13 protein-coding genes are annotated in these 18395 nt (G+C 41.9%); 7 read left to right on the top strand and 6 right to left on the bottom strand.

Annotation, left to right across the window (positions count from 1 at the left end):
- Positions 1-13: 13 nt before the first annotated feature.
- From B9T33_RS00795 to B9T33_RS00770, 7 genes are all read left to right on the top strand, one after another.
- Entirely contained in the window at positions 14-3778 is a 3765-nt protein-coding gene (locus tag B9T33_RS00795) for an exodeoxyribonuclease V subunit gamma (protein WP_086177064.1), read from the top strand.
- On the top strand, positions 3775-7545 hold the full coding sequence (locus tag B9T33_RS00790) for a UvrD-helicase domain-containing protein (protein WP_086177063.1): 3771 nt from the start codon (positions 3775-3777) through the stop codon (positions 7543-7545). Before B9T33_RS00795 ends, B9T33_RS00790 begins: the two co-directional genes overlap by 4 nt.
- Entirely contained in the window at positions 7542-7703 is a 162-nt protein-coding gene (locus B9T33_RS16425) for a hypothetical protein (protein WP_171263541.1), read from the top strand. The genes B9T33_RS00790 and B9T33_RS16425 overlap by 4 nt, the downstream gene beginning before the upstream one ends.
- A 6-nt stretch (positions 7704-7709) precedes the next feature.
- Positions 7710-9455, top strand: a complete 1746-nt coding sequence (gene recD / locus B9T33_RS00785; RefSeq protein WP_086177062.1) for an exodeoxyribonuclease V subunit alpha — start codon at positions 7710-7712, stop codon at positions 9453-9455.
- 866 nt (positions 9456-10321) lie between these two features.
- Positions 10322-10591, top strand: a complete 270-nt coding sequence (gene rpsO, locus B9T33_RS00780) for a 30S ribosomal protein S15 (RefSeq protein WP_067761248.1) — start codon at positions 10322-10324, stop codon at positions 10589-10591.
- Between the two features lie 289 nt (positions 10592-10880).
- Positions 10881-12968 (top strand): polyribonucleotide nucleotidyltransferase, encoded by a 2088-nt coding sequence (gene pnp, locus B9T33_RS00775; RefSeq protein ID WP_171263550.1) that lies wholly within the window; start codon positions 10881-10883, stop codon positions 12966-12968.
- Positions 12969-13060: 92 nt separating this feature from the next.
- Positions 13061-14326, top strand: a complete 1266-nt coding sequence (locus B9T33_RS00770; RefSeq protein WP_086177060.1) for a magnesium transporter CorA family protein — start codon at positions 13061-13063, stop codon at positions 14324-14326.
- 279 nt (positions 14327-14605) lie between these two features.
- Here B9T33_RS00770 and B9T33_RS00765 read toward each other — a convergent pair whose 3' ends face one another.
- The 6 genes from B9T33_RS00765 to B9T33_RS00740 all read right to left on the bottom strand — a co-directional run bounded on the left by B9T33_RS00765 (position 14606) and on the right by B9T33_RS00740 (position 18252).
- Entirely contained in the window at positions 14606-14869 is a 264-nt protein-coding gene (locus B9T33_RS00765; protein ID WP_086177059.1) for a YdcH family protein, read from the bottom strand.
- Between the two features lie 67 nt (positions 14870-14936).
- Positions 14937-15275, bottom strand: coding sequence for a chaperone modulator CbpM (locus B9T33_RS00760; RefSeq protein ID WP_086177058.1), 339 nt, complete (start codon positions 15273-15275; stop codon positions 14937-14939).
- A 10-nt stretch (positions 15276-15285) separates the two neighbouring features.
- Positions 15286-16251, bottom strand: a complete 966-nt coding sequence (locus B9T33_RS00755) for a DnaJ C-terminal domain-containing protein (protein WP_086177057.1) — start codon at positions 16249-16251, stop codon at positions 15286-15288.
- Positions 16252-16393: 142 nt separating this feature from the next.
- Positions 16394-16858 carry a DUF2147 domain-containing protein gene (locus tag B9T33_RS00750; RefSeq protein WP_086177056.1) on the bottom strand — a complete coding sequence of 155 codons (465 nt, stop codon included), beginning with the start codon at positions 16856-16858 and terminating at the stop codon, positions 16394-16396.
- 188 nt (positions 16859-17046) lie between these two features.
- Positions 17047-17499: a DUF2147 domain-containing protein gene (locus B9T33_RS00745; RefSeq protein ID WP_086177055.1), complete on the bottom strand. Its 453-nt coding sequence runs from the start codon at positions 17497-17499 to the stop codon at positions 17047-17049.
- 297 nt (positions 17500-17796) lie between these two features.
- On the bottom strand, positions 17797-18252 hold the full coding sequence (locus B9T33_RS00740) for a DUF2147 domain-containing protein (RefSeq protein WP_086177054.1): 456 nt from the start codon (positions 18250-18252) through the stop codon (positions 17797-17799).
- Positions 18253-18395 lie beyond the last annotated feature (143 nt).

Below are 18395 nucleotides of genomic sequence, written 5' to 3'. Positions count from 1 at the left end.
GTATAGGTAAGTCATGGCAATACAGGTAATTCAAAGTCAGCGCATCGAAGTACTGGTGGATTGTTTAATTGAACAATTAAAAGCACAGCAGTCGACCAATGCTTTGTCGGTATTGCAAGAAAGGCATATCGTGGTGCCCGATCCAGCCATTGCTGCATGGTTAAAACAGCAGATTGCAGAAAAAATCAGTATCAGTGCGAATATTAAGCATCATCATAAAATTGTGGGTTTGCAGTGGAAGGCCTATGAATGGGCATTACCCAATGAACAAGATCGAGAGCGAATTAAAGGGATTAACATGCCACCGCTGATTATGCAGTGGCGAATTTACAATACGTTATCACCTTTCATTGCTTCCGATCAGTTTGACGCACTGACGGTTCCAGAAGATTTACATGCTTTAATCCAACGCGTGTATGACACGAGTCGCCAACTTCCAGACTTGCAGAAGCGCGCAAGCAAACGCCAAGACATGTTGTATTGGATTGCCGCACAGGTGACACGTTTATTTACCAATTACATGGGTTATCGTGGCAGTTGTATCCATACGCCAGATGAAGGGGTTGAGCATTGGGTTTGCCCGCATTGTGATACCGATTGGTTAAGGGCCTGGAGCCAGAATCAACCCTTAAATATTCTGCAATTGGCAGGCTTAAAGCCACAGCAAGCAGAAGAATATTTACCGACACATGCCAGCCAATTGGAACATTGGCAGCGCTGGCTTTGGCATCATGTTTTTCAAAAAGACTTTAATGATCGGCAGGAAATTGACAACAAATTTTGGTTTGCTCTGTCACGTGCCGAAGATCAGCGACAACAGCAATTCGATTTAGGTTTTGATGAGCCAGAGATGGAAGATGATGAGCGTCATCAAACCCATAATGGCTTGCCTGAACAGATCTTTGTCTTTACCACCTTAGAGTTACCACCAGCACAGCTGAAATTTTTATACCGATTGTCAGCATTTACCGATGTGCATTTATTGTATTTCAACCCTTCGCGTGAATACTGGGCCGATATGGTCGATCCCGTGTGGAAAGATCGTTATAACTTGAAATTACAGCAACGTTATATTGAGCGAAATCCAAAGGTCACTTCAGAACAAATCCAAGCTTATTTAAACACCACCAATGCTGAATTTCGTGAGTCGCAGCATTCATTGCTGACCCGTCTAGGCAAACGCGCGCGCGATAATTTTGCCCTCTTGGTGAATATGTCGGGCGGCGATGGTTGGGAAGACCTATTTCCTGAAGATGAGCCAACAAGTCTTTTAGGTCAAATTCAATATGACATTATGACTTTGGAAGAGCCTGTCGCGCACGAATATGCCTTATCAGCAGAAGATCATTCGATTCAATTTCATGTCTGTCATTCCAGTTTACGTCAGTTAGAAGTATTACGTGATCAATTGGTCCATTGGCTTGCAGCAGGGACGGCAGAAGAGCCGCATCATCCAAGTGATGTGCTCATTTTAGTGCCGAATTTAAAAGAGCTAGAACCTCATATACGCACAGTATTTTCCACCACACGTGGCCTGAAGAAAACGGCACAAGACTTACCTTATATCCCCGTCAAAATTGCTGGGGTCGTCAGTCAAGATGTGGAAAATGCATGGCAAGCCTTTGTCGGACGGATTGAAATTAGCCAAGGACGTTTTACGGCTGAAGATTTTCACGACTGGCTGAATTTAAATGCAGTGCAGGAACTGTATCAACTCGATCATGTGCAAATGGAACGCATGATGGAGTTGTTAATCCATGCAGGTTTCCGTCGTGGTTTAGATGAACAGCATATGATGGCGTATTTGTCGGAAAAAGACCGAGATTATCGCTACACCTTTAAATTTGCTTTAGACCGCTTGGTGCTTGGGGTTGCAATTCCAAAACATGAGGTTTATGCAGGGACATTGAGCTTTGCAGGCGTGTTAAGTAGTGACTTTGAGTTGGTGCAAACCCTGATTCGAATTTATCGTGACATTAGTGCACGCCGCGATTGGTTGCTGCCAGAAGCCAATAGCAAAACCGTACAACAATGGTTCCAACAATTAGATGCAGACTTAAAACCGTTTATTGAAAGTAGTGGACGTGCTTTCGATAATATTCGTAGTGTAATGCGTGCGGTTAGCCAACGTTTATACAATGCGCAGAGTGACAAAGTGCAATCCTTGCCTGAAAATTTTCAGTTGCCACTCGCGCTGGTGTTAAAAGAAATTCAAAAATCCATTGATGCTGCGGCAGAACAGTCTGAACCTACAGGTTCAGTGACTTTTGCGGATATTGGGAAAATTCGTCAAGTGCCGTATGACTTGGTGGTCTTGATGAATATGGACAGTGGGAAATTTCCACGTCGCGATCAACAGCTTCCTTTTGATTTAATGGAACTGTTGAAACCTGTGTTGGGTGATCGCTCTCGTTTAGAAGATGACAAAGGCGCATTTTTGGATGCCTTGCTGTTTGCGCGGAAGTCTTTATGGATGTTCTACAATGGCTTTGATGTGAATGATGGTGAAAGTCGAGAACCATCTTCAGTACTGTATGAATTTAGTCAATTTTTAGCGAAAATGATTCGCCCAGACCTGCTAGATCAGCCGCATGACGCCATGACTGATTTGGATGGCTTACGTGTACCGCAGCAATTAAGCCCACTGTATCAGGTGCATCCTTTACAACCCTTTGACCCCAATGGCTTCAAAGCAGGCAATCCGCTACGCTTTAAAGACCAATGGTTTGCGGTTGCAGAACATATATTGGATCAAACAGGGCAACGCCAATCTTGGATAAACCGCGACTATCCTGTGCCTGAAGAAACGGATGTGCGCGTTTTAGATGGGCAAGAATGGATTAAAGATGTGGTATTTCCTGCGCGTTTATACTTAAAGACCTTAGGTGTGGCAAGTGTCTATACAGGCGATCAATTGCCGCAGCAAGAGCCTTTATTATTAGATAAATTGCAGCAGTATCAGGTGCGTGAATTATTGCAAAAGCACTATGTACAGTCGCAAACTTTGCAGTCGCATGATGTTGAACATGCTGCTGAAATCCATGAACCTGACATCGCCTTATTCCAAGATGTGTTACCTGTGGGGCATACTCGTACAGGGACGTGGAAAATCAGTTTGCAAGAACAAGAACAATTATTAGAACGCTTAAAAGGTCGTTCAATCACACCAATCACACAGCAAAATCTAGCAATTGAAGATCAATTACTGCTGAATATCACCTTGCCTGAAGACATTCAAACCACGCAGTGGTTGAGTTGTATGGCCTCAAGCGCCAAGCCAAAACGGCAGACCCAAACATGGTTGGAATACTTGTTGTGGCTCAGTTATTTGGACTTAGGCAATGAGGGTACAACGCATATTCGAGAAGTCATTTGTAATGATAAAAGTATCATTTGCAAAGGGCTGAGTTCGGATCAAGCCAAGCAGCAATTAACGCAGTGGTTGGGACTTTGGCGGCATGCGCAAAAACGTCCAGTTGTATTGCCTGCGGCCTTGGTGCGGCAAGATAAAGCCAACTGGGTAGCCAATGAGCAGGGGCAAGTGGTGCTGGAAAATATGTCGAAACTACAAGAAAAGTGGCTGAATAATCATAGTTTTGGCGGCATGGAGTTGGAGTCAGATGAAGCCAATTGTCACCATCGGGACTGGAAGTTTATTTTGCAGCAACAAGCACCCGATGCTTTATTTGAGTTGTCTTGTACCCATTATGCCGAGAAACTCTACCGTATTATGGATGAAGATGAGACTGGGGCGAAAAAGTTAGAGGTGGTGAAATGAATATGCCACAACACGCCATGCAGCTATCGACCAATCCAATTGCGGATATGACTTTTAGTGGACTGCACTGGATTGAAGCTTCAGCAGGGACGGGGAAAACCTATACGCTGTCGAGCTTGATGGTGAGGATCTTTTTAGATCGTTATATGCCGAATCAGGTGATTGCCACCACATTTACCCGTAAAGCCACGGCTGAACTGAAAGCACGTGTCCGCCTACGGATTGAAGAAACACGTGATTTTATTTATGGCTTATTGAGCCTAGCTCCACATGAGTTGCAGCAACGACAAGCCAGTATTGATGATCCTTTATATCAGCAAGTACTTAAAGATCACGGACATCATTTGGACTATGCCTACCACCGCTTAAACGTGGTGTTGCAGCAATACGAAGAGTTGTTTGTCGGTACGCTAGACAGTTTTAGCCAAAAGTTACTACGTGAATTTGCTTTTGAAAGTGGTCGGATTGAACAGGTACAAATCAGTGATGATGAAGACCTACACATAGAGCGCTTATTGCATGATTTATTAAGAGATTGGATTCAACAGCAACCTGAACATCTGATTGAATATTTGATGCTTAAAAATCAATTGAAAGGGCCAGAGCACTATTTAGCGGTGGTGAAGGAAAGCTTAAATTTTCCTTCGGTGGATTTGCGTGTACCCGAATTGCCAGAAAATGCCTTATTACATTTTGAGGCAGTATGTCAGCAGCTGTTAGAGATGTTGCCAACTGCACGGGTTGAATTGGCAGCGTGTTTTGATGCAGACAGTGTGTATAAAGGTTATGTCGACGCCAAACGCTTTAACAAAGGTTCATTCTTTGTTTTGTTTAATAGCAGCTTACCTGAACTGCTGCAATTGTTTGAAACATCAGGTAGTCAGGGGCTATTGGCTGATAGCGACGCCTTAACAAAAGGCATAAAAGCCATACGTGCTTTGTTTTTTGATCCTACCAAGAAAATATGGAAAGATCGTGCCTTTAAAGACAAAGTGGTGGAAGAACAGCCCGAGATTCAAGCTGCTTTTTATCAACATGCTTTTGTAATGCAGTTGCGTACATTGTTGAATGCCTTTGATAATTTAAATCAGGCGGAGCAATACCTGAATTTCTACTTGGCACAGGAAGTGAAAAAGCGTTTACCACAAGTGTTGCATCAAGCGGGCGAAACCACTTTTTCACAGCAAATTCGCACCTTATCGGAAGCCTTGAATCAAACTGCTTCGGCAGGTAAAGACAGTTTTGCGGCACACGTATTGGCACGTTATCCCTTAATTTTGGTCGATGAGTTCCAAGATACCAACCAAGATCAGGACGATATGTTGTCCAGTATTTGGCGGGTCAAAGAACGATTGCATCAAAGCTGTATGATTATGGTGGGTGACCCGAAACAAGCGATTTATGGCTTCCGTGGCGGCGACATGTTGACCTACCGTAAGGCGCGCCATGATATTCAAAGCAAAGGCGGTCGTTGCTATACCTTAAATAAAAACCACCGCTCAGTAAAAAACTTGGTTCAAGTGGTCGATGCCTTGTTTCATCGGCAAATGGATTTTGGCGAGCAAGTCGATTACACCCCAATTCAAGCGGGAGAGCGCGAACATCCACCCTTAATGGATGCGGGGCAGGCTAACCCACAGCCGCTACGTTGGTTACAATTGGATGAAGAGCAGATTGAAGCAGAGCAAGTGGCTTGGCAGATTCAACATCTATTAAATCAGGCACAGCAAGATGGTTTGTATTTCCAAGAAAAGAACGTGCAACGTGCGCTAACTGCTGATGATATTGCCGTTTTGGGACAAAACCATTTTGAGTTGGAGCAGGTTCAAAGCTGCTTACTACAACTTGGTGTTCCTTGTTATAAAGCTTCACGTGAAAGCGTCTATAAAAGTGCGGTGGCACAAGATGTTGCAGCATTACTCAATGCCATTTTAAACCCCTATCAAGAAGCCAAAGTCAAACGTGCCCTACTTAGTCGTTTATTGGGCTATGACTTGAAAAAATTGGTTGAACTTGAGCAGCAGCCAGCAGGTCTAAGCGACATCATCGAACAGCTTGAGCAGATTCGACTGATTTGGAATGAGCAAGGATTTCGCAGTGCGTGGAATAGCTGCATGACCATGTTTCAAGTATGGACGCGTCTCGTCGCAGGACAAAGCCGTGATAATGAACGTACCGTGGTCAACTTAAGACATTTGTCTGAATTACTCAGCCAGCAAAGTGAGCATTACACGGGGGCGCATAAGTTATATCAATGGTTCATTCGACAAATTAATCTAGGGATCAATAATGAAAGCACGCAAGAACGTAAACTGACCGGCAGTTTAGGTGTGCAGTTGATGACGATTCACGCCTCTAAAGGTTTAGAGTTTGGCTGTGTATTTTTATTGGGTGCAAATGCGGGCTTGAGTGAAAAGGGCAATCTAAACTTTTCATTGAAAGAAAATCAGAAAAAAAGTTTGGGCTTAGAACGGGTGATTGCGGTTAAGTCCACGGACTTACCTGAAAATGATAGAGAAGAAAATGATGCACGCAATGCTGCCGAACATCATCGCTTATGGTATGTGGCGTTGACCCGTGCCAGTTATCGGGTCTATGCAGTCTTACGCCATCATGCTGATGAAAAAAAACAGCAAGCGGAAGCACGCTCGGGTTTAACATTTTGGCGAAATTCAGGCGAAGGTCAGTTCCAACATGCAGAAAGTTTAGATGCAGGCTTATTGATAGAAGTACCAGCGCGACTGGCTGCACAACATGAAGCAGTCCCTGATTTACATGCTGAAATTATTCCAGCAGCTAACTTTTATCCACGGGAAACCACCAGTTTTACTGCATTGACGCGCAGTGAATTGAAAGGCCATATGCAACGTGATCAATTGGCTGCACCCACGGCTGAAGCAGATGATAGTGCCGCTGATGAAGTAGAACAGGTTGAATTACAACAGGCCTTAGTTACAGCACAAATTTCATGGATTAAACGGAATTTCCCCAAAGGTACCAAGCCGGGGAGCTTCTTACATAAACTGATGGAAAAAGTGAAATTCAGTACGGCAGATGACAAGTTAGATAAATCTGTTGCAACTCGATTCCATAGTGATGTGGAGTTTGATGCACCGCAAATGCTACAAAACCTGATGAAGCTGAAAGGGCTGACTGAACATCCTGAACAAGATGAATTGCAGGTCATTCAAGACATGCATGACTGGTATAGCCAGATTATACATACGCCATTGCATGCTGGATTTAGTCTGAACCAGCTTAAGGATGGTGAGTACCGTTCAGAAATGGATTTTCACATGAGCTTGGCAGATCGGGCACTTGGTATTCGGAAAATTCGTGCCTTATTTGAAAGCCTGAATGAACCCGATTTGTTGATTCAAGACTTGAACGATGTGTTTACAGCACGTTATCTCACAGGCTCAATCGACTTGGTGTATTTTGATGGGCAGCGTTATCACATTGCCGATTATAAAAGTAATTTTTTAGGTGAACAGACGGCACATTATGATCAGGCGCATATACGTGAAAGTATGAGCCATTCCAGTTACTGGTTACAGGCGGCTTTGTATCTAGTGGCTTTACATCGTTATTTGTCAGCAGTGATGAAAAATTACGATATGACACAGCACTTAGGCGGCGCAAGTTATCTGTACCTACGTGGCATGGATGGGCAGTCCAATGCAGGCGTATATCACTGGAAACCGAGTGATGATTTCATTCAATCTCTAGATGAAATCTTAAGCGTAAAGGCTGTGATTAAATCGTGAAAAATATCCAAAATAGAAAAATTAACAAAATTAAATCAATTGTTTGTTTTGTGGATAAGTTTGAGGATAACTGTGTGGAAAATGATCAAAAAGCCTTATCTGTACAGGCTTTGAATCGCTTGCGGAAAACTATGGCGAAAATGAAAAATTTAGGGTGAAAAACTATGCTAGAAAGAACTGAAAATGATGCAGTTTTACCCGACTGGATTAGCTATTTACTTGAGCAATATTTACCGCAAAGTTCAGATCAGCAACAGGCCAATGAACTGATTCAACAGCTCATGCAAGCTGTGCAAAATGGTGACAGTTGCAAAGTCCTAACGCCTACACAAATTCACTGTCTAGCTCCCATTGTTCAGCCTGAAACACAGGCAATACAGCAGCCTTCGCCCTTGGTCTTTGATGGGCAGCGCTTGTATTTATATCGTTATTGGGCACTGGAGCATGCCCTTGCTCAGCAGGTAGCGCGTTTAAGCCATTTGACTTCGCCTATGTCTGGAGCAGAGTACAGCCAAGGTTTATTGACCGATCCGCATCAAATCCAAGCCCTAAACATGGTGTGTCAGCAGAGTTTTAATATTATTACGGGCGGGCCTGGGACAGGTAAGACCTATACCTTAGCACGTATTATTGCAGTCCTGAATGAAGCTAAACCTGAACTTCGTATTGCTATGGCAGCGCCGACAGGTAAGGCGGCACAGCGTATGGAAGAAGCACTGCAAGCCGCTTTTAAAGACCCAGCATTGAAACAATTTTCGGTGATTCATAAAAATTTAAAACCGGTAACTTTGCATCGATTATTGGGACTTGGTACACGGGCAATTCCACGTTTTAATGCGCGCCAGCGTTTACCCTATGATGTGATTGTGGTCGATGAAGCCTCAATGCTGGATTTGAGTTTGGCGCAGATGCTATTTGCCGCCATCCCTGATCATGCCAAACTGATTTTATTGGGAGATGCTGAACAATTGGCTTCAGTCGATGTAGGTGCAGTGCTTGCCAATTTACAGGAAGTCGAGGCACTTAAGGCACATCGTACACATTTACAGACCAGTCGGCGTTTTGTGCAAGGTGCAGCTATTGGGACATTTGCCCAATTTATTCAACAGCAAGAAGAAGAAAAGAATACGGTAGAAGTACTGGCACATTTTGAGCAAGCAGTGATTGCTGCGGGAACACTGGCTCAAGTCGCATTATCGAGTGATATGGCAGACCATATTCAGTTGCAATATCTACCAGATTCAAACGAATCTGCGAGTGACTGGGGGACTTACTATGATCAGTTGATGTATGGCTTCCAACCTTATGTGCATATCCTCAAACAAGCGCCAGAAAATGATGATGAATTTGCCGCATGGCTTACACAAGTCATTAAAAAATTTGATGATTATCGAATTTTATCTGCGATTCGCTACGGTAAGCTGGGCTTGCATGAGTTAAATCAGCAGATCGAATCTCGGGTATTACATCAACTGGGAGCGCTGAAACAAGGGGATTGGTATGTCGGACGTCCTGTGATGATGACTTATAACGATTATCAACTTGGACTATCAAATGGTGATATTGGGATTTGCCTGATTCGTCCTTCACAGCCCAAAAGCCAATTTGAAGTGTATTTTCCAAGTTTAGATAAATGGGTGGCTGCCACACGTCTACCGAAAAGTATCGAAACGGCTTATGCGCTAACAATTCACAAATCACAAGGTTCTGAATTCACACATACAGCGGTTGTATTAGAAAATCATGCAGCCGATATGATGAGCAAAGAACTGATTTATACCGCGATTACGCGTGCCAAAAAAGTGGTAAGCCTACTTGTAGCCAAAGAAGCATTGGCGAAAGCGCTTACCAAACGAACAGCACGCGTCAGTGGTTTATTAGATAAAGTTAATAATCAACTTGCTTTGTAAAGCATAGGCAAAATGTATTAGATTTTGTAAGAAATAGCTTACATTGATTCGAGAAATTAGCGCATAGAGCTTTTGCATGGTTTTTGAGAAGATGGCTTCACAGAAAAAGAACTCAACACGGATAGTTGAGTAAAATCGCAAAAGTATAAGAATAACGTCTAAAGACAGCGAACTTACAGTGAAGTAAGGAAAGAGGAAACTTACAGCCGCTAAGCCTTGTAGTTTTGGGAGAGACTACAGGGCTTTTTTATGTCTGAAGATCACTAAAAAATGTGTTGTGTAACAAAAAAGAGAACAAGTTTAACTTTTGTACGAAAAAGCTTACATATAGATACGAAAAATACGACTTTAATCTAATGCTCGTTGTGGCAAAATCTACCACATAAGGAAGTGCAAGTTAAAACATGGAATGTTTGACATAAGGACGCGAAAAAGCGCCAAATAAAACAATAAATAATAAAATTATAATTAAAAAAGAAGAAACTACAGCGCAAAAAAGCCCGAGCTTAGCTCGGGCTTTTTTTTATTTAATTTTTTTTAAATGAATAAGGTAGTTTAAAGTTGGCAAAATATATCAAAAATAAGGTTGTAAAATTTAAGCTTTCATCGCTAAAAAGGTGCATTCAAATTGATCTTTAAGCTGAATGAATTATGAGTTTAGCAATGGCGAAGTGCATGGAAAAATCATGTAAATTCAACTTAGATATTTGGCCGTCAATAACGCGTTACACGTGGTCATCTCTTTTTGCAATTTGGTCAATTTTCCCTTAATATAATGCACTTGCTGTAGTGATGCACGGCAGTCAGCTGATTTATCAGTTGATTCGTATCAAAAGTTAACTTTATAAGCATCTCGGAGAAATCGAATGGCTTTAACAAACGCAGATCGCGCAGAGATCATCGCTAAATTTGCTCGCGCTGAAAACGACACTGGTTCACCAGAAGTTCAAGTAGCTCTTTTAACAGCTCAAATCAATGACTTACAAGGTCACTTCAAAGAGCACAAACACGACCACCATAGCCGTCGCGGTCTTATCCGTATGGTTAACCAACGTCGTAAGCTTCTTGACTACCTTAAAGGTAAAGACGCTACTCGTTACAGCGCATTGATTGCTGCTTTAGGTTTACGTCGTTAATTCGATTTAAACTTTTATTTTCGGACTATTGCATGTCGAATGCCGTAATACTGAAAACTAAAGTCTATCCAGCCTTGGCTGGATAATGGGGAAGGGGCGATGTTTCGCTCCTTCTTTGTGTCTTAAATTAGTGTTTTACTCTTGTAAGAGTATAAATTGTCTGGTGAGGTCGGCTTCTAAGCTTTGTCATTTATTCCGCAGGCTCATGTACAGCCGAGTGAATGCCAAACCTTAGGGGTCTCCACTAGAATAATTGTTCACAAGAACTAGGAAAAAATAAAACATGTCGATGTTTAATATTATTCGTAAAGAATTCCAATTCGGTCAGCACAATGTAGTGCTTGAAACAGGCCGTGTTGCACGTCAAGCAAACACTGTTGTGATTACAATGGGTGGTGTACAAGTTCTTGTTGCTGTTGTTGCTCAACCTAAAGCAAAAGCAGGTCAAGACTTCTTCCCATTGACTGTTAACTACCAAGAAAAACAATATGCTGCTGGTCGTATCCCTGGTGGTTACGGTAAACGTGAAGGCCGTGCGTCTGAAGCTGAAACTTTAATTTCACGCTTAATTGACCGTCCAATCCGTCCGTTGTTCCCAGAAGGTTACTTCAACGAAATCCAAGTAACAGCAACTGTTATTTCTTCTGACAAAACTATGGATGCTGACATTGCTGCAATGTTGGGTACATCTGCTGCGTTATCGATTGCAGGTACTCCATTCCGCGGTCCAATCGGCGGCGCGCGTGTTGGTTTGATCAACGGCGAATACATTCTTAACCCGAACCACGAACAGTTAAAAGAATCTGATCTTGACCTTGTTGTTGCGGGTACAGAATCTGCAGTATTGATGGTTGAATCTGAAGCGAAAGAACTTTCAGAAGACCAAATGCTTGGCGCTGTATTGTTCGGTCATGACGAAATGCAAATCGCGATCCAAGCGATCAAAGAATTTGCTGCAGCTGCTGGTGCAGTTGAGTCAACTTGGGTTGCTCCAGTTAAAAACGAAGAGCTTCTTGGCAAATTAAAAGCAGCATTCGAAGCTAAAATTTCTGAAGCATACACAATCGCTGTTAAACACGATCGTTATGCAGCACTAGATGCACTTCAAGAAGAAGCTTTGGCTCAATTCGTTCCTGAAAATGACGAAACTGGCATTGCTGATGAAGTAAACGAATTATTCGAAGACCTTAAATACCGTACAGTTCGTGACAACATCTTGTCTGGCAAACCACGTATTGATGGCCGTGATACAAAAACTGTTCGCGCAATTGACGTACAAGTGGGCGTGTTAGGCCGTGCGCACGGTTCTGCATTGTTCACACGTGGTGAAACTCAAGCGTTGGTAACAACAACTTTGGGTAACACTCGTGATGCGTTAATGGTTGATACCCTTGCTGGTACTAAAACTGATAACTTCATGCTTCACTACAACTTCCCTGCATACTCTGTAGGTGAAACTGGTCGTGAATCTGGTCCTAAACGTCGTGAAATCGGTCACGGCCGTCTAGCACGTCGTGGTGTTCAAGCAGTTCTTCCAGCAGCTGATCGCTTCCCGTACGTAATTCGTATCGTATCTGATATCACTGAATCTAATGGTTCATCTTCAATGGCTTCTGTATGTGGTGCTTCATTATCACTTATGGACGCAGGTGTTCCGCTTAAAGCGCCAGTTGCGGGTATCGCAATGGGTCTAGTAAAAGAAGGCGAGCGTTTCGCAGTTCTTTCTGACATCTTGGGTGACGAAGATCACCTTGGCGACATGGACTTTAAAGTAGCAGGTTCTGCAAACGGTATTACTGCACTTCAAATGGACATCAAGATCGAAGGGATCACTGAAGAGATCATGGAGTCTGCATTGAACCAAGCTTATGCTGGCCGTATGCACATCCTGAACGAAATGAACCAAGTGATTTCACGCGCTCGTCCTGAAATTTCTATGCACGCGCCTACATTCCAAGTGATCAACATTAATCCGGACAAAATCCGTGATGTCATTGGTAAAGGCGGCGCAACAATCCGTGCCATCACTGAAGAAACTAAAGCTGCAATCGATATCGAAGATAACGGTACAGTTCGCGTATTTGGTGAAACTAAAGCTGCTGCTTCTGCTGCTGTTGCAAAAATCCAAGCGCTTACTGCTGAAATCGAACCAGGTACAATCTATACTGGTAAAGTAATCCGTATCGTAGAATTTGGTGCGTTCGTTAATATCCTTCCGGGTACTGATGGCTTACTTCATATCTCTCAAATTTCAAACGAACGTATTGCGAACGTTTCAGACGTATTGACTGAAGGTCAAGAAATCAAAGTTCAGGTTGTTGACGTTGATAACCGTGGTCGTATTAAATTGACTATGAAAGACATCGAACAAGCTTAATGCTTTGAATGATGTTTAAAGTCTAAAAAAAGCCCTCAATTGAGGGCTTTTTTTATGGCATGATGCACATGAACAAACAATAAAAATGAGTCATGCAAAGCTATTATTTTTTTCAACATCCGACTGCATCGCATATCTACGCACAAAATCAAGCACAGTTGACGCCAGAGCAACCCGAGCCCGAATTTATTTGGATTGATTGCACCCGTGAAGATGTGGTGAATCGCCCTGAAGTATGGCAAAACGAAATTTTTGAACATTGCCAGATTCGTGTCAATGAATACCATTTACGTGACATTTTAAATTTAGAACACCCTTGTGCCTTTGACACTTTAGATGATTATGATCTATTGATTTTCCGCAAAATGGTCACACCCGATGATCAAATTGTCGCAGGAGAGCAGGCATTGGAAAAGCACGAACGGGTATTTGGTTTAGCCACAACGCCTATTAGTTTTCTGATGACACCTCAAGTGTTGATTACCGTGCGTGAGCAGGGGAATAAAGCCATTGAGAGTTATATTCAACGCATTGAAACCCTAATACAGCGTCCGATTGATGAGCAAAATAAACCACGAAAGCTTGCGACCACCCCGCTCGATTTATCGCTACGGTTACTGAATAACATGGTGGATGGGTATCTGGATTTACGCGTACCTTTGACTCGCCGTGTCGAATTTTGGCAACAAGAACTGTTACAAGGGCACCGACGTTTTACCAAATGGCATCAGTTATTGCAGGAAAATATGGCTTTTCAGCAAGTGGAAAATTTGTGCGAAGAGCAAATTGAATCATTACAAGAACTCCGTGATGAAGTTGTGGAAAATTATGCACATCTGAAAAGCAAAAAACGCAGTGAAAAGCAGGACATTATGTTGGTTCGTGTAGATGATTTGACCAGCCATATTGAGCGCATTCAAAAGCACACCACCCGTTTACGCGGTGCGGTGCAGGCTGCAATCGATTTACATTTTTCAGCGGTTGCCAACCAAACCAATGAAAACATGAGAATTTTAGCCATTATTACTGCTATTTTTGCACCACTGACTTTGCTGACAGGTATTTACGGCATGAACTTTGAATTTATTCCGGGACTCAAATCACCCACAGGGTTTTGGATTATGCTCGGGATTATGTTGGCGACAACTGTCATGCTGATCTACTACTTCTACCGTCGTCATTTGGTTGGGCGTGGCGAGAAAAGCGTGATTGATATGTTGGCGCAGCAACATGGTGATCAGCATTTGAATATTTTTTGGTTTATGGACTATGAGCCGATTAAGCAAACTGTAAAGGGGACAGTAAAAGGTACAGTCAAGACGATGAAAGAAATTGAAAAATTAACCAAACTTAAATGACGGTATCTCGCTTTAGCACAGGATAGGAATTCGTTTTTTTCTAGGAAAACATGCAATTGTGTTTAAACTCTTCGACGAGCCCACACTCAGGATAGTTTAGGCACAGCCGTAAGCTGACCTTTAAGCGATGCAGTTTTACAAAATGCTAAAGTTTTTATGCAGTAAACCAATTTGAATTAAGTATTTACCTCATCAATGAGGAAATACATTTTAAGTCGTCTCTTTCATAAGGTGTACTGCATCAAACAAATTCTCAAAACGAGAAGGTCAAGATAAAGCCTAACTCATTTCATCATTGGAAGAGCCTTTCAATAAGCGATAAATTTCGTCTTTAAGCTTTAATTTTTTGCGCTTAATACTTTCAATATCACCGTTATGCAGGTTGACCGGATCTAATTCAAGCTGAATAATTTCTCGATCTAACTCATCATGTTCTTCAAAGATTCGAGCAAAATGTGGATTTTCATCGCGCAGTTGCACAACGATATCTCGATATTCTGGAAACATGTTTTTGACTTTTTTATTGCAATCGCGTGTTTTCATGGTTGTCGATCGTTCTCTCTACAAGAAAATGAAAAACGCCCTGATAGGCAGAGCGTTTATGAATAAATTAGTGATTATGAATATGTTGTTGTTTCACTTGATGACGTAGTTGCTGAACCTCATCAATCAGATCGAGCATCATTGCAACCGCAGTAAAACTGGCATCGAAGTCGCGTTGTAAGCGATACGCTCGTCTGGCACGTGAAATGTCATCACCAAAAAATTGATGAATGCGATCTTCAGAACGACTGGGCAAAATATCGTATTCAAGTAGTTGTAGCACCCATTCAGGACTTTGCCCACAGGCGCTGGCAAAATGTTGCAGATCAAAACTATTTTTTTCATCTACGATCTCAGTCTGTTTGTAACCGTCACAGACAATTTCACGATAATGTATTGTTGTCATGGTGCTCTCCTTAAGACTGTCTAGGGTTAAATGACTGGAAGGCTTGAGCATAGTCGCGATATGCTTGTTGCTCGACTTCGCTATTTGCTGGAGGTATAACTATATTTAAAATCAGGTAAAGGTGGCCGGGTGTTTTATTTGGTATCCCTTTGTCTTTCAATCGTAGCTGTTGACCCGTATGGGCATTTTTCGGAATTTGTACTTCAAGGGTTTTTCCCTCGGGTGTGGTAATCGCAATTTTTTGTCCCAAGGCTGCTTCCCAAGGACTAATTTTTAACTGTTGATAAATATCTGAACCTTCAACCCGTATTTGATCGGTTTGTTTGTATAGAATTTCAATATACAAATCACCCGCTGCACCACCATTAAAGCCTGCTTGGCCTTGACCCGATAAACGAATTTGTTGACCAGCTTTCATGCCCGCCGGAATTTTTACTTGTAACGTTTTACGCTGAACTTCAGGTTCACCATAGGCATTTAAACTAGGGATCTGCAAAGTAATGTTTTGCGTTGCGCCATGAAATGCAATCTCAACATCGACTTCTAAGCTTGCATGTTGATCTTCACCACGAAAGCTTTTGGCTTGACGGTTAGCACGCTGATACTGATAGTCTGCGCCACCAAAACCTTGACCAAAACGTCCAAATAAATCTTCAAAATCACTGAAGTCAGCTTGTTGCTCAGCAGATCCACCAGTTTGTCGATAAAACTTAGACTGGTCAAAACCACCCTGACCACCTGCGCCAAAGTCACCAAAACCTTGAGGATGATCTAGTTCGAAATCATATTGTTTTTTCTTTTCTGCATCACTCAAGGTGTCATAGGCAACATTAATGGCTTGCATATGTGTTTCAGCATCAGCTTCTTTACTGATGTCTGGGTGATACTTGCGAGCTAATTTGCGATAGGCCTTTTTAATTTGATCTGCCGACGCATCTCGTGAAATACCTAAGGTTTGATAGTGATTATCTGCCATACTTTTTTGTATAAATATTGATCATGTTTTATTCAATATAAGGGGCTTCATCAAACTGCAACAGTAAGAATTTGCAGCTAATTGTTTCAAAAAATGACAATAAAAAAGCCCCGTGAAGGGGCTTTAAAGAAGTTGAGTAAAATTAGTATTTTATCCACGTCACACTACGGCCAATAACGGAAACGCCAACATAACCACGTAATGTTAAATGTTTGCCAGAGGCGCTCAAACGCGCTTTACCTTTGTAAATTTTGCCACCAATAGGGTCGAGGACTTTGCCATTTTGAAATTCGCGCGGATTTTTAGGGTCCTGTTTAAAATCCCAAATAAACGGCAAGCCGATAAAAGGCTTATTTTTCAATTCGCCAGGGCAGTTTGAACAAATGACCATTTTATCTGTGCCCGGAACATTGCGTGTTGCCACAATAATGCCTTCATATGTGCCATCAGATTTTTTGCGAATATCGACATCGGCACGTGAATAACCTGTGCGATCATCAACCGTTTTCCATTTACCAACAAGGGGATCAGTTTCAGCTGCAATTGACAATCCTGACAAAGAAGTAAGTAATAATCCAGCTAAGAATTGTTTATAAATATTTTTCATTTCATCCCCTGAAAATTCAGAATAGTGTTTTTAGAGTAAGTTGCCTAATTTATATATAAGTGTCTATAAAATCAATGTGATGCTTTGTGACTTGGTTGGCTTTTTTGGTGAATTTATTGCGTTGATATGGAGTTTTTACTCTAATTTTTAATTTAAAAAAAGGCCTCTGCGAACAAAGGCCATCTATTTTAGTTTTTGACCCATGTGACATTTCGGCCAATCGATGCACCTTCTAAACGACTATGTATAATTAAGTGTTTACCATTATTCATCAAACGTGCACGAGCGTTGTAATGTTGTCCAGATTTTGGGTCTAGGATGACACCTCCGACAAATTCATTGGTTTTGTCTGGATTAGCAGTCAGACCAGTCATAGTGGTGAGTCCAATCAATGGTTTATTTTTTTGAGCACCACTACAGTTTGAACAAATTTCAGATGTAGCTGCACCAGGGACAGTCCGGATATTTACGATGGTTGCGCTATAGTGATCGTCTTTATCTTTACGGATCACTACATCGGAAAGTGAAAACCCCGTGCGGTCATCAATGGTTTTCCATGTTCCGACCAGTGGATCACCTGCTGCAAAGCAGAAAGAAGTTGTGAGGCTGAATAGGAGTCCAGAGAGAAGTTTTGCTGTCATAAAGATCACTCTTTTGGCAAGAAGTGGATGCCATTCAACACAAATAGGCATAAATTTAGTATGGGATTAATATAGCCTAAAAAAAATTGAATAATCTAGTGATATTTATCAAAATATTATTTATTTTCAATATGAAAGTGCGTATTCAGTCACAAGTTTTATGCGAATGCTGAATGTATTCATACAAGTAAATTGGTCGGGATTATGAATTTTTTTATCTTATGTGTGGAGTTGGAGGCAATGAGGAATTCTTCTGGAGTGAATTGCAACATTGCCTTCTCAGAGGTTTAGATAAATTTATTCGATTCGAATCCACGAAACCGTACGGCCGAGTAAACTTGTGCCTACATATCCACGTAAAGTCAGGACATTACCACGAGCGTTTAATTGACCTTTACCTTGATAAGTATTACCCGAAAGAGGGTCAATGACTTTACCATCGATATATTCGTTGTCTTTAACGCCATTGAGTTTAAAGCCAGACAAAATCGGTAAGCCAACCAGTGGCGCATTTTTAAGTTTTCCTTCGCATTTCCCACAGGTGGTGATGGCTTCTCGATTTGGTATTGCATGTACTTTGATAATTTTTCCAGTGTACGTCCCATCTTTAAGTTTGGTGATAAGGACTTCTGCACGCGCATAGCCCGTTTTATCATCAAGGGTTTTCCACTTGCCCGCTAAGTCGGCAGCTTGCGCATTGATGGCAATGCCAAAACTCAGGCAGAGGAATAGGTGGGTGATTATTTTCTTCATTTTTTATCCTGTTTTTAGATTATTTTTTTATTTAAAAATAAAGCATTAATAATTGTTTGGGCTTTATTGTTCAGCGCGATTTTACAAGAAAAAATACAGAAGACAAGAGCAACTCATCGTCTGCTGTATTTGGGTGTGCATAG

The sequence above is a fragment of the Acinetobacter sp. ANC 5054 genome (genome assembly GCF_002135295.1).
GTDB lineage: Bacteria > Pseudomonadota > Gammaproteobacteria > Pseudomonadales > Moraxellaceae > Acinetobacter.
This window is presented reverse-complemented; position numbering and strand designations above follow the sequence as displayed.

What these genes read in the sequence shown, in the direction of transcription:
- B9T33_RS00795 (WP_086177064.1), top strand. Translation starts at nt 14, where the DNA reads ATGGCAATACAGGTAATTCAAAGTCAGCGCATCGAAGTACTGGTGGAT.
- B9T33_RS00790 (WP_086177063.1), top strand. Translation starts at nt 3,775, where the DNA reads ATGAATATGCCACAACACGCCATGCAGCTATCGACCAATCCAATTGCG.
- recD (WP_086177062.1), top strand. Translation starts at nt 7,710, where the DNA reads ATGCTAGAAAGAACTGAAAATGATGCAGTTTTACCCGACTGGATTAGC.
- rpsO (WP_067761248.1), top strand. Translation starts at nt 10,322, where the DNA reads ATGGCTTTAACAAACGCAGATCGCGCAGAGATCATCGCTAAATTTGCT.
- pnp (WP_171263550.1), top strand. Translation starts at nt 10,881, where the DNA reads ATGTTTAATATTATTCGTAAAGAATTCCAATTCGGTCAGCACAATGTA.
- B9T33_RS00770 (WP_086177060.1), top strand. Translation starts at nt 13,061, where the DNA reads ATGCAAAGCTATTATTTTTTTCAACATCCGACTGCATCGCATATCTAC.
- B9T33_RS00765 (WP_086177059.1), bottom strand. Translation starts at nt 14,869, where the DNA reads ATGAAAACACGCGATTGCAATAAAAAAGTCAAAAACATGTTTCCAGAA.
- B9T33_RS00760 (WP_086177058.1), bottom strand. Translation starts at nt 15,275, where the DNA reads ATGACAACAATACATTATCGTGAAATTGTCTGTGACGGTTACAAACAG.
- B9T33_RS00755 (WP_086177057.1), bottom strand. Translation starts at nt 16,251, where the DNA reads ATGGCAGATAATCACTATCAAACCTTAGGTATTTCACGAGATGCGTCG.
- B9T33_RS00750 (WP_086177056.1), bottom strand. Translation starts at nt 16,858, where the DNA reads ATGAAAAATATTTATAAACAATTCTTAGCTGGATTATTACTTACTTCT.
- B9T33_RS00745 (WP_086177055.1), bottom strand. Translation starts at nt 17,499, where the DNA reads ATGACAGCAAAACTTCTCTCTGGACTCCTATTCAGCCTCACAACTTCT.
- B9T33_RS00740 (WP_086177054.1), bottom strand. Translation starts at nt 18,252, where the DNA reads ATGAAGAAAATAATCACCCACCTATTCCTCTGCCTGAGTTTTGGCATT.